The sequence below is a fragment of the Agromyces sp. P1_H4 genome (assembly GCF_056405255.1).
In genome coordinates this window covers 1-14,537 of record NZ_JBFUCL010000054.1, presented here as the reverse complement: position 1 = coordinate 14,537, position 14,537 = coordinate 1, and the positions used below count along the sequence as shown (strand labels likewise).

Below are 14,537 nucleotides of genomic sequence, written 5' to 3'. Positions count from 1 at the left end.
CGCCGGGGTCGCACTGCTCCAGCACCAGGGAGATCCGGGCGAACCGCACGGCGAGGTCGACCGCGGCGACACCACTCAACCGCGCCGCCTCTTCGGCCTGCTCACCCCAGGCGGCATGCGCGTCGAGGTGCGCGCCCACGGCGATCTCGGGCACCGCCAGCACTGCGAGCGCCCTGGCCGCCAGTGCCGGCCGGTCCCGCAGGTCGGGCAGTGACATCCGGATCTGGTCGAAGCCGGCTCGGGCCAGCCCCTGCTGGCGAAGCATCCGTCCCAATGCGAAGCGCAACTCGCCACGCACCGCCGGCGCAAGCGAGCCGCCCTCCAACAGTCGGGTGAGGATGGGCACGGCCTCAGTGTGCGCGAGTCCGTCGACCGCCACGCGACCGAGCTTCCCGGCCAGCCTCACCCGGACCGCGAGCGGCACCCGACCGGACTCGACCACCTCGAGGAGGAACCGGGCGGCCGCCGAGTCGTCCCCGTTCGTGACGGCCAGATCCGCCGCCTGCTCGGCGTAGTGGACGAACTCGGTCGTGTTCCCCGCCCGCTTGCTGTGATACGCCAGCCGCGCGCTGGGGGCAGGGCCGGGGCGTGCCGAGATCGCCGCCGTCGCCCGCTGATGAAGCCAGCGCCGGCTCGTGGCCGGGAGGTTCTCGTACACGACCTGCTGGGCGAGTGCGTGCCGGAACTGCGGTCGATCATCCTCGTCCTGGAGCAGGCCGACGGCCTGGGCGCTCGCGATGGCGCCCACCACCTCGCGGGTGGAGCGCTCGGCGACGGCCGCGAGCAGTTCGACATCCACGCGACGCGACAGCACCGACGCCACGCCCACGATCTCGCGGGCCAACGGGTCGAGCACCGACAGCCGCTGCAGCACCACCTCGCGCAGCGCGGTCGGCACGGTGAGGCCGTCCAGCAGTTCGAGGCTCTCGGGCAGGCGCTCGAGCAGCGTGCGGAGCACCTCTTCGAGCACGAACGGGATGCCGCCCGTCTTCTCCTGCAGCTCCTCGGCGACGCGTGCCGACAGGTCGACTCCCAGCACCTGCCGTGCGAGCTCCCGCACCTCGGCGGTGTCGAGCGGCGCCGGCCTGAGCATGGTCGCCGGGCCGGCGGGCGCCCGGGCGAAGGCTTCGCCGATCGGCAGCGGCCCCGACTCTGCTCGGGCAGTCAGGAGCACCGCCAGGTTCGGCGGCTGGTGGAAGGCCAGGAATCGGAGCAGGTCGAAGGTGCCGCCGTCGGCCCAGTGCGCGTCCTCGATGACGAGCGCCACCGGCCCCAGGTGCTCCAGCAGTTCGGCCACGGCACGGAACACCTGGTGCCGGGCGGCACCGGGCTCGGCGACGGCGGGCGGCGGGGGTGGCAGGAGGTGCGCGAGCTCGGGCATGAGGGGGGCGAGTGCTCCGGTGAGCGCTCCCAGCGCCTCCGGCCTGATCGCCGGCGCGGCCTGTCGGAGCGCGTCGAGCACCGGGCCGAGTGGGAACGGTTCATGCAACTGCTCGCACTGGCCGATGAGCACGAGCATCCGGGACAGCGCCGGGTCGGCGGCCACCTCGCGCACCAGTCGGCTCTTGCCGATGCCCGCCTCGCCTTCGACGATCGTGAGGGACGGGGTCGTGCTGAGCGCGGTGCGCAGGAGATCCAGGTCGCGGTCGCGGCCCACGAGCGCCGAGGCCGTCGATGACGGCCGGGGTGGGGGGCGATGGTGGGCGCTGATCTCGGGCAACTCCCATCCGTGACACGGTGCGGGCCCGTGGTGCGATCCCGGTGCGCTGAGCAAAAGCCAGTGTAAAACACGGATGTTCCGACGGTGTTTCCCCGCATAGCGTCCCCACAGCGGACCCGCGCGGGCGGGCGGACTCGGAGGGCACCATGCGACACGCAGGTTGGACACGATCACGCGGGGGGCGGCGCTGGTTGGCGGCGCTCGCCGCCACGGCGATGCTGGCGACCGGGGCACAGGCGGCGGTCGCCGCGCCTGACCCGGCCGGAGCCGCCCAGGCCGGGGCAGACGATGAGGCGCAGGTCGAGGTGACGGTACCCGGGGCGACGCCGGAGCCCGCGGAAGGGGCGGAGGCGAAGGCCGAGACGGAGCCCCGGACCTACATCGTGCAGCTGGCCCTCGACCCGGTCGCGTCGTACGACGGCGGTGTGCCCGGCTTGAACCGCACCCGGCCCGAACGCGGGAAGAAGCTCGACCCGCAGGCGTCGGAGGTCGCGGCGTACTCGGAGCACCTGCATGGCGCCCAGCGCGCAGCCCTGGCCAAGGTGAGCAAGGGCACGCCACAGCAGCAGTACGTCTACGCGTTCGACGGCTTCTCGGCCGAGCTGACTGCGGCCCAGGCTGCCGACCTGGCCGCGCAGCCCGAGGTCGTCGCGGTGACCCCCGACGAGCTCGTCGAGTCGACGACCTCGAACACGGCCTCGTTCCTCGGCCTCGATGCACCCGGCGGTATCTGGGAGCAGCTCGGTGGCCCCGAGGGCTCCACGAAGACGGCGGGCGCCGGCGAGGACATCGTCATCGGCGTGATCGACTCGGGCATCTGGCCCGACAGYCCGAGCTTCTCCGACCGCGTGGGCAATGCCGAGAAGGGCAAGCTGGCCTACAAGCCGCTGAAGTTCGCCGGTCGCTGCGACTCCGAGCAGACCGTCGGGGACGACTCATGGGATGCCGACCTCTGCAACAAGAAGCTGGTCGGGGCGCGCCACTTCAATGCCGCCTGGGGCGGCGACGCGGGCGTGGCCGCGGAGCTCCCGTGGGAGTTCCTGTCTCCCCGTGACTACAACGGGCACGGCACGCACACCGCGTCGACCGCGGCCGGCAACCACGACGTCGAGGTGACGGGGCCGGCCGCTCCGCTCGGTGCGATCACGGGCATCGCCCCGCGCGCCCGGGTCGCCGCCTACAAGGCGCTGTGGTCGGCCGAGGACGGCTCGACGGCGAACGGCTACAACTCGGACATCGTCGCCGCCGTCGACCAGGCCGTCGTCGACGGGGTGGACGTCATCAACTTCTCCGTCTCGGGAACGGCGAGCGACCTGCTCGACCCCGCCGAGATCGCCTTCCTCAACGCGGCCGCGAGYGGCATCTTCGTCGCCGCGTCGGCAGGGAACGACGGCCCCACGGCGGGCACCGTCGCGCATCCGTCGCCGTGGGTCACCACGGTGGCCGCGGGGACACACAACCGGAGCCTCGTCGGATCGGTCACCCTGGGTGACGGCTCCGAGCACGCCGGCGCCTCGGCGGCACCGACCGCCGTCGGACCCGCCCCCTTCATCGACTCGGCCCGCGCCGGGATCCGCGGCGCTGCCGATTACAAGGTCGAGCAGTGCTGGGCCGCGTCCGACAACGGCGGCACGCCCGTGCTCGACCCTGCGCTCGTCGCCGGCAAGATCGTCCTCTGCGACCGCGGCGAGAACCCGCGCGTCAACAAGAGCCGCGCGGTCGCCGAGGCCGGCGGCGTCGGAATGGTGCTCGTGAACACGGCGCCCGACAACGTCGTGGCCGACTTCCACGCGGTGCCGACGGTGCACGTGGCGGACACCGAGCGCGCCGCCCTCAAGGCCTACGCGGCCACGGCGGGCGCGACGGCGACGATCGCGAAGGGCGAGGTGAACCTCGACGCACCGGCACCCACCGTGGCGGCGTTCTCCTCACGAGGTCCGAGCAGCGCCGCCGGCGGCGACCTGCTCAAGCCCGACCTCATCGCACCCGGCCAGGACATCCTCGCCGCGGTCGCTCCTCCCGGCCAGGCCGGCATGGACTTCAACCTGATGAGCGGCACGTCGATGTCGGCGCCGCACGTCGCGGGACTCGCGGCACTGCTGGCCGACCGGCACCCCGACTGGTCGCCCATGATGATCAAGTCGGCGCTCATGACCACCGGCACCGACGTGCTCGACGCCGACCCGAACGATCCGACCACCCTCTACGGGCAGGGCGCGGGACACGTCGCCCCGAACTCCGCCGTGGATCCCGGCCTGGTCTATGACAGCGGCCTGGAGGACTGGGTGGCCTTCCTGTGCGGGACGACGAACGGGGTCGAGCAGCAATCCTGCGACGACCTGGAGGCGGCGGGCCACTCGCTCGACGCGAGCGACCTCAACCTCGCGTCGATCGCGATCGGCCGGGTGAACGGCACGGAGCAGACGGTGACGCGATCGGTGACCAACGTCGGCGACGCCGCGAGCACGTACACCGCGAAGGTCGCCGGGCTCGAGGGCCTCACGGCGACGGTGGAGCCCAGCACGCTGACGCTCCAGCCGGGCGAGAGCGCCGAGTTCGCGCTGACCCTCACGGTTCCCGAGGGCACGCAGAGCGGTGCGCTCGCCGGACAGCTGACCTGGAGCGACGGCGACCACGACGTGCGCAGCCYGATCGTGGTGCGCGGCCTGCGCAACGGCGCCGAGACGTGGGAGGCGCGCTTCGACGGGCCTGCGGGGCCCGCAGGCCGACCGGACGACGAGGCGTATGGCTCGGCCGTCACCTCCGACGGTTCGCGCCTCATCGTCGCGGGGAACAGCTACCCCGCGGGCTTCGGCACCTTCCGACCCGACTTCATCACGGCCGCCTACGACCCCGAGTCGGGTGAGGAACTGTGGTCGACCACCTATGACGGCCCCGTCCAGGGCGGCGACGAACTGACCGGGTTCGGCCTGAGCCCCGACGGTTCGACGGTGTTCGTTGCCGGCAGCTCCGGCGGCGAGGGCACCGAGTCCGACTTCGTCACCATCGCCTACGACTCCACGACCGGGGAGCAGCGCTGGCTGCAGCGGTTCGACGAGCAGGGCGTGGGCGATTTCGTGGCCGGCCTGACGGTGAGTCCGACCGGTGACCTGGTTTTCATCACCGGCATGGCCACCCGGGAGCAGTCGACCGACTACGCGACCATCGCCTACGACGCCACCACGGGCGAGCAGGTGTGGATCTCGTACTTCGACGGTCCGGGCCAGGAGACCGAGGACCCTCGCGACATCGCCGTGAGCCCCGACGGCAGCACCGTCGTGGTCACCGGCCAGAGCGCGGGCGCCGAGGGATCCGGACTCACCAACTTCGGCACGGTGGCCTACGAGGCCGCCACCGGAGCCGAGCTGTGGTCCGCCCAGCACGACGGCCCCGCACACGGCATCGACCTCCCGACGACCGTCACCATCGCCGAGACCGGCACCGTGTTCGTCTCGGGGTCGAGCGGCGCCGAGAGCAACGACTGGGCGACCATCGCCTACGACGGCACGACCGGCGAGGAGCTCTGGACGACCCGCTACGACGGCGACGGCGCAGCGACGGACACCCCGCGTACGTCGGTCGTCTCGCCCGACGGAGCGACCCTCGTCGTCACGGGCAACTCAGACGGAGTCGGCACCGACTCCGACTACGCCACCGTGGCGTACGACATCGCCACGGGAGCGCAGTTGTGGGTCGCCCGGCATGCCGGCACGGCGAACGCGCTCGACATCGCGCAGTCGGCCACGGTCACCCCGGATGGCCGCCACGTGATCATCACCGGGTTCGTGGACAACGTCGAGTCGCGCCGAGACTACGAGACCATCGCCTACTCCATGGCCACGGGCGAGCAGGTGTGGTCGGCTGACTACGACGCGGGCTCCGGCACGGATGCGGCGACCTCGATCACGAGCGACGTGACCGACGAGGGTCGGCTCCGCGTCTTCGTGAGCGGTTCGAGCGCGGTGCTGGAGGGCTTCGACGAGAGCGACTCCGACATGACCACGCTGTCGTACGTCGATCCGCTGCCGGCCGGGTAGTCGACGGGTCATCCCACCAGCGGCGTCGCCCATCCCGGGCGGCGCCGCTGCGGCACCCGGAGGACCTTACGGCGGAAACCGGGTCAAGGGGTTTCCGGATGCCGCGGCGCGGCCTAGTCTCGCGGCCGTGCGACTCGTGACGTGGAACGTGCTGTGGCGCTTCGAGCCCGACTGGCGGGCCCGCGAGGCCGGGATCCTGACGACGCTCGAGCAGCTGGAGCCCGATGTGATCGGCCTGCAGGAGTGCTGGGGCACCGACGAGACGTCGCAGGCGCACGTCGTCGCCGGGCACCTCGGACTCCACGCGGCCTTCGTGGCGCCGTCGCTGCCGCCGGTGCCCGATCCGCCCGAGCACCCCGACCAGGCGGGCGTGCTCATGGGCATCGGGCTCGTGAGCCGCTGGCCGATCCGCGACATCGCGAGCCACGAGCTCCCCGTCAGCCACCGCCAGGTCGCGCCGACGGCGCTCACGGCCCGCATCGATCACCCCGAGACCCCGTTCGAGGTGATCGTGGCGGCGACCGAGTGGGAGCCCGACTTCGCGGACGACCACCTGGCGCAGACCCGGCGCCTCGCCGAGTTGCTCGCGGCGGCGGCGTCCGGCCTGCCACGCTTCCTCCTGGCCGACCTCAACTGCGACGCGAGCCAGCCCGAGTTCGTCCCGCTCGCCGCCGTCGCGGACGACACGTGGGAACTCGCCGGCGGCGACCCCGAGGCCGTGACGTTGAGCTCCGCGGTGCCCTTCGCGCCGCTCGAGGCGACGAAGGAGATCGACCGGCGCATCGACCACGTGCTGGCGCGGCGCGGCGCCGGTGCGGTGGCCGATGCCGCGTTCACGGTCGACGCACCGGTCGACGGGCGGTTCCCATCCGACCACTTCCCGGTCGTCGCGGATGTGCGGTTCCCCTGAGGGGTTCTCGAGCGTTACAGTGCAGCAGGATCAGCGCCGATCCACCGGGATGCCGGGCCGCCCGAGGCTCGTCATCTTCCGTTCACTCGACCGAACGAGGCTTCCGTCATGACCCTTCCCCCCGAGCCGCCCGCCGGCACGACGCCGGCCGATCCCGGCACGCCCGTCCCCCCGGCGACCGCCGATTCCGGCGCGATCCGGGTGATGGGCCTGCAGCTGCAGGAGGGCCGGGTCATCCCGCGTCGTCAGGTGATCTCGTGGGCGCTCTGGGACTGGGCGACGCAGCCGTTCAACTCGGTCATCCTCACGTTCGTGTTCACGGCGCTGTACCTGACCAGCGACACGTTCCTCGACCCGGCCGTCGCGGCGCTCGGCGAGGGCGACCCGGCGTACGAACGCGGGCTGGGCGAGCTCGCCAGCGCCCTCGGCTGGGCGATCACCATCTCGGGCGTGCTCATCGCGGTGCTCGCGCCGGTGCTCGGCCAGCGGGCGGATGTCGCGGGCCGTCGGAAGCTCTGGCTCGGCGGCGCCACCGCCGCCCTCGTCGCGTGCATGGTCGCGCTGTTCTTCGTGCAGGGCGCTCCGGCGTACTTCGTGCTCGGCATCTCGCTGATCGCCGCGGGCACGGTGTTCAGCGAGATCGCCGGAGTGAACTACAACGCGATGCTGGTGCAGGTGTCGACGCCGAAGACGGTCGGCAAGGTCTCGGGACTCGGCTGGGGACTCGGCTACGTCGGCGGCATCGTGGCGCTCGTGCTCGTCGTCGTCGCGACGACGTTCGACTGGTGGGGGATGCCGACCGACAACGGACTCGCCTACCGGGTGATCGCGCTCGGCTGCGCGGTGTGGACGCTGCTCTTCGCCTGGCCGGTGCTCGTGTACGTACCCGAGGCGCCGCCGGCGCCGCACCGCGAGCGGGTGTCGTTCTTCCGCAGCTATGTCGTGCTGGTGCACGACATCGCGGCGCTCTGGAAGGGCTCGCGCCCGACGTTCTGGTTCCTGCTCGCAAGCGCGGTCTTCCGCGACGGGCTCGCCGGCGTCTTCGCGTTCGGCGCGGTCATCGCGGCGGTCGCGTTCCACTTCTCGTCGAACGAGGTGCTGATCTTCGGCATCGCGGCGAACCTGCTCGCCGGTGTCTCCACGATCGTGGCCGGCCGCTTCGACGACCGCTTCGGGCCGCGTGCCGTCATCCTCACGGCACTCGGCGGCCTGATCGCCGCCGGGCTCCTCGTGTTCTTCTTCCATGACTCGGGCAAGCTCGTGTTCTGGGTCTTCGGCCTGGTGCTCACGCTCTTCGTCGGGCCGGCCCAGGCGGCCTCGCGGTCGTTCCTCGCCCGCGTCACTCCCGCCGGTCGGGAGAGCGAGATCTTCGGCCTCTACGCGACGACCGGACGTGCCGCGAGCTTCCTGTCGCCGCTGCTCTGGGCGACGTTCATCGCGGTGTTCGGCGCGACGTACTGGGGCATCCTCGGCATCGTCATCGTGATCGCGGCCGGGTTCGTGCTCATGCTGTACGTGAAGGTGCCGGCCGAGCGCGCGTGACCACGTCGACGACGAGGGCCGCGAGGAGCTCCGTGCGCGGCGCGATCCACCCGACGAGCGCGTGCTCGTCGGGTGCGTGGGGGCCGCCGCCGACCGCGCCGAGGCCGTCGAGGGTCGGCACGCCGAGCGCGCCGGTGAAATTGCCGTCGGATGCCCCGCCGACGGCGATGCCGACCGACTCGGGCTGCCCCAGCACATCGGCGAGCGCGCGCGCCCGCTCGAACAGGCCGTTCGTGGCCGAGCGTTCGAGCGGAGGGCGGTGCGGCCCACCGGTGACCGTGATACGGGCACCGGACACGGGCGTGGTGAGCGCGCGGATCGCACGGTCGACGCGCTGCTGCTCGCCGACGGTTCGCGCGCGCACGTCGACTTGGACGTGCGCCCGCGCGGGCACGGTGTTCGCCGTGGTCCCGCCCGCCAGGGTGGTGGGGGTGACGGTCGTGCCCGCGTCGGCGTCGGCGATGGCGTAGAGGGCGAGCACGATGCCGGCCAGCGCGATGCCCGCGTTGACGCCGCGCTCGGGCTCGAGCCCGGCGTGCGCCGCCCGCCCCTCGACCTCGATCCGGTAGTTGGATGTGCCCTTGCGCGCGACCTTCAGCTCGCCGCCGCCACCACCTGGCTCGAGCACGAGGGCGGCGTCGCACCGGGCGGCCTCGGCCTCGATGAGCGCGCGCGAGGTGGGGGATCCGACCTCCTCGTCGCCGGTGACGAGGAGGGTGACGGCATCGAGCCCGATCTCGGCGCGCACGAGGTCGAGGGCGTGGATCGCCTGCACCAGCCCGACCTTCATGTCGAGCGTGCCCGGCCCGGTGATGACCCCGTCGGCGACGCGGAACGGCAGCTCGGCGAGGGTGCCGATCGGCCACACGGTGTCGTGGTGGCCGAGCACGAGCACCCGGGGATCGCGCCCCCGCAGCATCACGTGGTGCACCCCGTCGACGGAGACGACTTCGGGTGCCCGGCCCAGTCGCGCGGTCATGATGTCGGCCACGACCCCGGCGCTGTCGGCGACGGCGACGAGATCGTCGGAAGGTGATTCGGCGCGCACGAGTCGTGCGAGGTCGTCGAGCATGGCCTCGACGCGATCGGGAGTCACGCGCATGGAGTCGACGGCCTACGCCGTGCCGCGCAGCCGGTCGACGAGCTCGTCCATCGTGCGGCTCAGGATGCGCGGCATGTCGATCGCGTCGGGCTCGAGGAGCCACTGCACCTGCAGACCGTCCATCATGGCGATAAGGGCGGATGCCGCGTCGCTGAGCTCCTGCTCGTCGGTGTTGCCCGACACCTCCCCGAGCACGCCGGCGATCTTCGCGCGCAGGATGTGGAACCGCTCCTGGAAGTAGTCATGGGCCGGGTGCCCGTCGGTGACCGACTCGCCCGACAGCACGGAGTACGCCTGCACGACGCCGCGGCGATGCGTGTTCTCCTCGACGGTGTCGACGAGGTGCTGCAGGAACGCGGGGCCCTCGGTCTGCGCCCGGGCCGGCACGCCGGCGACCTCCTCGCCGTCGCGGTACTTCAGCATCGCGACGAGCAGGCCCTCCTTGCTGCCGAAGTGGTGCAGCACGCCGGCGTGGGTCATGCCGGCCTGCTCGGCCACCTCGACGAGGGCGCCCTTGTTGTAGCCGCGGGCTCCGAACACGTTCATGGCGGCCTTGAGCACGGCCTCGCGACGCTCGGTCGTGCGGGCCTGCGGCCGCTGCACGCGCTCGGCGGCGGGCCTGCCCCGCGGGTCGTCTCGGGCTGTGTCCACCACGGTGGTTCCTTCCTGTGCGGCTCGTCGTCGCGGCATCCGCAACGCTGCCGGATGCCTCGGCGAGCCCGCGAGTCGAGTGCAGCACCCGCGGCGCGGACCCGATACGGGCCCGCTCGCGACGTTACCGAACTGTGACGTTCTCGAACTTACTTACAAGTCAGTAAGTGTGCCAGCATGTCCCTCGTCACTCAACGACGAGACGTGAATGGAGTATAGGCGTGAGCTCAACGACGACCGCCGCCGGCGCCCTCGACTCCAACGAGTCCCTCGACTCCGACAAGTCCACGGCCGGCACCGAGACGATCGCCGATTCCCCGGCTCTCGATGCCATCGCGGTCGCCGCCACGCTCCCCCTCGACGAGAAGGTCGCGCTGCTCACCGGCGCCGCCACGTGGACCCTCCGGGCGATCCCCGAGATCGGGCTCCGCACGATGACCGTCTCCGACGGCCCCATCGGCGTGCGCGGCACCGGCGAAGACGGCCTGCCGTCGGCGCAGCTGCCCGCCCCGTCGGCCACCGCCGCGACCTGGGACGTCGACCTGCAGGCCCGCCTCGGCACGCTGATGGCCGCCGAGGCCCGGCGCAAGGCCGTCGACGTCGTACTCGCCCCCGTCGTGAACCTGCAGCGCAGCCCCGTCGGCGGGCGCCACTTCGAATGCCTCGCCGAGGACCCATTCCTCACCGCGCGCCTCGCGGTCGCGTTCGTCGACGCCATCCAGGCGCAGGGCATCGCGGCCTGCGTCAAGCACTTCGTCGGCAACGAGACCGAGACCGACCGCACCGAGTACCTCAGCCGCATCGACGAGCGCACCCTGCGCGAGGTGTACCTGGCACCGTTCGAGGCGGTCGTCGAGGCGGGCGTGTGGACGATGATGGCCGCGTACAACGGCCTCGTCCTCCATGGGGTCGGACAGACCTCCACGGCGCACGGACCCCTGCTGAACGGCATCCTGAAGCAGGAATGGGGCTTCGACGGCGTCGTGATGAGCGACTGGCTCGCCACGAAGACCACCGTCGAGCCGGCCCTCGGCGGCCTCGATCTCGTCATGCCCGGCCCCGGCGGCCCCTGGGCCGACGGCCTCCTCGCCGCCGTCCGCGACGGACGCGTCCCCGAGGCCGCGATCGACGACAAGGTCGCCCGCATCGTGCGCCTCGCCGAGCGCGTCGGCGCCCTCAGCGGGCTCGCCGGCGAGACGCTCCCGTTCGACGCCACCGGCGCCACCGGCGATCCGGGCGACGACGAGGTGACCGCGTTCCTCACCGAGGCGGCCGCCCGCTCCACCGTCGTGCTCCGCAACGACGGCGGCCTGCTCCCCGTCTCGCCCGGCGCCGACGGACCCGCCCGCATCGCGCTCATCGGCCACAACGCCGTCACGCCCTTCACGCAGGGCGGGGGCAGCGCCTTCGTCACCGCACCCCACGTGAGCGACCCGCTCGACGCGATCCGCGCCGCGTTCCCCGCCGCGAAGGTCGAGCTGCACCGCGGCGGCGCCACCACGATGGGCGCACCCCTCACCCCCGCCGAGCTGCTGACGACCCCCGAGGGCGGGCGCGGCATCCGCATCGAGCACCTCGACGCGGCCGGCGCGGTCATCGGTTCCCAGCAGGTTCCGGATGCCGCGAGCCTCTGGTTCCCGATCGACGACGACCGCGTGGCATCCGTGCGGCTCATCACCGACGTCATGCTCGACCGCGCCGGACGCCACGTCATCGAGCTCGCACCCGTCGGCGCGCACCGCGTCGCGGTCGACGGCGTGCACCGGGCCGAGTCCGACACGCACGTCGGCGTCGAGGTCGTGCTGAACTCGAGCTACGCCAACCCGCCGACCGTCGAGACGGTGGTCGAGACCGCCGCCCCGCGCACCGTGCGCATCGAGGCCGACCTGCAGGTCATCGACGGCGAGTCCTATGGGCGGTTCGTGCGACTGCACTTCCGCTACCGCGCGCCGGGCCGGACGGTGGACGAGGAGCTCGACGAGGCCGTGGCGGCGGCCGCGGCATCCGACCTCGCGGTCGTCGTCGTGGGCACGAACCCCGAGACCGAGTCCGAGGGCTGGGACCGCCCGAACCTCGCGCTGCCCGCCCGCCAGAACGAGCTCGTGCGCCGCGTGGTCGCCGCCAACCCCCGCACCGTCGTGGTCGTGAACGCCGGCGCGCCCGTGCTGCTGCCGTGGCTCGACGAGGTCGCCGCGGTGCTCTGGTGGTGGCTGCCCGGCCAGGAGGCCGGCCGGTCGCTCGCGGCCGTGCTCAGCGGCGCCATCGAGCCGAGCGGACGCCTGCCGTGGACGCTCCCCGCCGACGAGGCGGACGCGCCCGTGCCGAACGGCATCCCCGTCGACGGGTTCATCGACTACGCCGAAGGGGTCGACGTCGGCCACCGCGGCTGGGACCGCCTCGGCCGAACGCCCGCCCGCGAGTTCGGCTACGGACTCGGGTACGCCGAGTGGGAGTACCGCTCGCTCGATCTCGTCGACGCGGCATCCGGAACCGGCGAAGACGGCAGCACCGACCACCTCGCGCTCGCACGCGTGACCATCGCGAACGTCGCCGCCCGCGACGGCCGCGAGGTCGTGCAGCTCTACCTCTCGGCCGACGACGACGAGTCGCRCCCCGTGCGCTGGCTCGCCGGCTTCGCGGTCGTCGACGTCGCCGCGGGCGACACCGCCACCGTCGACATCCCGCTCGCACGCCGGTCGTTCGAGACCTGGTCGACGGATGCCGCCGGCTGGACGCTGCCCGTCGGCGCCTACCGCCTGCGCGCCGGGCGCAGCTCACGAGACCTCCGCCTCGAGACCACGCACACGATCTCGGGCTGAGCACCACAGAACCACGCACCAACCCACACACGAAATGCAAGGAGGCATGGAAATGCGAAAGAGCATCCTCGCCACAGGCGCCCTACTGGTCGCCGCCGGCTTGGCTTTCACCGGGTGCAGCGCAGGCAGCGGCGGGGACGGTGACACCGGTGGCAAGGTGCTCACCGTCGGCATGCCGAACGGCCCGCAGCAGCCCAACCACAACCCGCTCGCCACGGGCTCCGCGTCGCTGTCGCTCGGCTACGCGTACGCCGTGTACGAGTCGCTCATGCAGGTCAACGACATCGACCCGACGCAGGACCCCATCCCGTGGCTCGCCGAGTCGGTGGAGTGGAACGACGACTCGACCCAGGCGATCATCACCGCTCGCGACGGCGTGAAGTGGTCGGACGGCGAGGACTTCACCGCCGAGGACATCGCCTTCTCGATCCAGCTCCGCAAGGACAACCCCGAGCTGAACATCGACTTCCCCGACCAGTACGGCGACATCAGCGTCGACGGCAACCAGGTCACCGTCGACTTCACCACCGGCCAGTTCGTCAACCGGGCGAAGCTCTACAAGCTCCTCATCGTGCCCGAGCACCTCTGGGCCGACCAGGACGCCGTGAACTGGACCGACGACGAGATGATCGGCACCGGTCCCTACACGCTCAAGACGTTCACCCCGCAGGCCGTGACGCTCGTGCCGAACGAAGACTACTGGGGCGGCAAGCCCACGGTCGGCCAGCTGCGCTACGACGCGTTCAACGACAACGCCGGCCTCACCACGGCCCTCACGACCGGTGACGCGCAGTGGGGATGGACGTTCATCCCCGACTACGAGTCCACGTTCATCGCCAAGAACCCCGACCACTACGCGCAGGTCGCGGGCGGCGGCTTCGGCGTCGACGTGCTCTACCTCAACACCGAGACGAAGCCGTTCAACAACGTGGCGTTCCGGCAGGCGCTGAACATGGTCGTCGACCGCGGTGACATCTCCGAGACCGCCGGGTACGGCGTGTGGCCCGAGATCACGAGCGTGACCGGACTGCCGCAGCCCTCGGGCGACGCGTTCATCTCCGACGAGTACCAAGGCCAGGAGCTCTCGGTCGACGTCGACGGTGCGAAGAAGGTGCTGACGGATGCCGGGTACACCTACGAGGGCGAGAAGCTCATCGACCCCGACGGCGAGCCCGTGACCTTCACGCTCACGAACCCGAGCGGCTGGACCGACTACCTCGACGCGCTCGGCATCATCGCCGAGGGTGCGGAGTCGATCGGCGCCGAGGCCACCGTCGAGCCGATCGTGCAGGACACGTGGTTCAACGACACCATCCCGTTCGGCAACTTCCAGGCGTCGCTGCACTGGACCGATGGCGGCACCACCCCGTGGAACATGTACTCGAACATCATGGACGGCGCCTCCTACGTGCCGCTCGGTGAGACGGCCAACTGGAACTTCGGCCGCTACCAGAACGACGAGGTCACCCAGGCGCTCGCCACGTACAAGTCGGCGACGAGCGATGAGGACCGCCAGGCGGCCCTCGACGTCATCGAGCAGCGGTTCGTCGAGGACGTGCCCGGCATCATCATCTGGTCGCGTCCGGCCGTGGCGCAGTACTCCACGGTGAACTACACGGGCTTCCCGACGAGCGAGGACCCCTACGTGAACCCGCAGCCGACGGGTCCGCAGGCGGCGCTCATCCTGTCGAAGCTGAAGCCGACCGAGTAGTACGCTCCGAGCCGGTGCGGTGCATGCCTTCGCATCGCACCGCAC

The 14,537-nt window shown here is 71.8% G+C and carries 8 protein-coding genes; 5 read left to right on the top strand and 3 right to left on the bottom strand.

The window, feature by feature from the left end; all coding sequences use genetic code 11:
• The coding region (locus tag AC1DY2_RS05665; RefSeq protein WP_476761530.1) for an ATP-binding protein at positions 1-1,720 on the bottom strand (1,720 nt) is incomplete at its 3' end.
• A 191-nt stretch (positions 1,721-1,911) separates the two neighbouring features.
• Here AC1DY2_RS05665 and AC1DY2_RS05660 point away from each other — a divergent pair.
• The 3 genes from AC1DY2_RS05660 to AC1DY2_RS05650 all read left to right on the top strand — a co-directional run bounded on the left by AC1DY2_RS05660 (position 1,912) and on the right by AC1DY2_RS05650 (position 8,209).
• Positions 1,912-5,757, top strand: coding sequence for a S8 family serine peptidase (locus tag AC1DY2_RS05660; RefSeq protein ID WP_476761529.1), 3,846 nt, complete (start codon positions 1,912-1,914; stop codon positions 5,755-5,757).
• A gap of 127 nt (positions 5,758-5,884) precedes the next feature.
• Positions 5,885-6,667 (top strand): endonuclease/exonuclease/phosphatase family protein, encoded by a 783-nt coding sequence (locus tag AC1DY2_RS05655; protein WP_476761528.1) that lies wholly within the window; start codon positions 5,885-5,887, stop codon positions 6,665-6,667.
• Between the two features lie 108 nt (positions 6,668-6,775).
• Positions 6,776-8,209 (top strand): MFS transporter, encoded by a 1,434-nt coding sequence (locus tag AC1DY2_RS05650; protein WP_476761527.1) that lies wholly within the window; start codon positions 6,776-6,778, stop codon positions 8,207-8,209.
• Here the strand turns inward: AC1DY2_RS05650 and AC1DY2_RS05645 are convergent.
• Together AC1DY2_RS05645 and AC1DY2_RS05640 are read right to left on the bottom strand one after the other, a co-directional pair.
• A complete protein-coding gene (locus tag AC1DY2_RS05645; RefSeq protein ID WP_476761526.1) occupies positions 8,172-9,311 on the bottom strand; it encodes a M20 family metallopeptidase in 1,140 nt (379 codons plus the stop codon). The two genes, AC1DY2_RS05650 and AC1DY2_RS05645, sit on opposite strands and share 38 nt — an antisense overlap.
• Before the next feature lie 12 nt (positions 9,312-9,323).
• Positions 9,324-9,962 (bottom strand): TetR/AcrR family transcriptional regulator, encoded by a 639-nt coding sequence (locus AC1DY2_RS05640; protein WP_476761525.1) that lies wholly within the window; start codon positions 9,960-9,962, stop codon positions 9,324-9,326.
• Between the two features lie 221 nt (positions 9,963-10,183).
• Between AC1DY2_RS05640 and AC1DY2_RS05635 the strand changes: the two genes are divergently transcribed.
• Together AC1DY2_RS05635 and AC1DY2_RS05630 are read left to right on the top strand one after the other, a co-directional pair.
• Positions 10,184-12,781, top strand: coding sequence for a beta-glucosidase (locus tag AC1DY2_RS05635; RefSeq protein WP_476761524.1), 2,598 nt, complete (start codon positions 10,184-10,186; stop codon positions 12,779-12,781).
• A 52-nt stretch (positions 12,782-12,833) separates the two neighbouring features.
• Positions 12,834-14,492 carry an ABC transporter substrate-binding protein gene (locus tag AC1DY2_RS05630; RefSeq protein ID WP_476761523.1) on the top strand — a complete coding sequence of 553 codons (1,659 nt, stop codon included), beginning with the start codon at positions 12,834-12,836 and terminating at the stop codon, positions 14,490-14,492.
• Positions 14,493-14,537: the final 45 nt, after the last annotated feature.

Coding starts and splice junctions, on each gene's coding strand:
- AC1DY2_RS05650 (WP_476761527.1), top strand. CDS start 6,776: ATGACCCTTCCCCCCGAGCCGCCCGCCGGCACGACGCCGGCCGATCCC.
- AC1DY2_RS05645 (WP_476761526.1), bottom strand. CDS start 9,311: ATGCGCGTGACTCCCGATCGCGTCGAGGCCATGCTCGACGACCTCGCA.
- AC1DY2_RS05630 (WP_476761523.1), top strand. CDS start 12,834: ATGCGAAAGAGCATCCTCGCCACAGGCGCCCTACTGGTCGCCGCCGGC.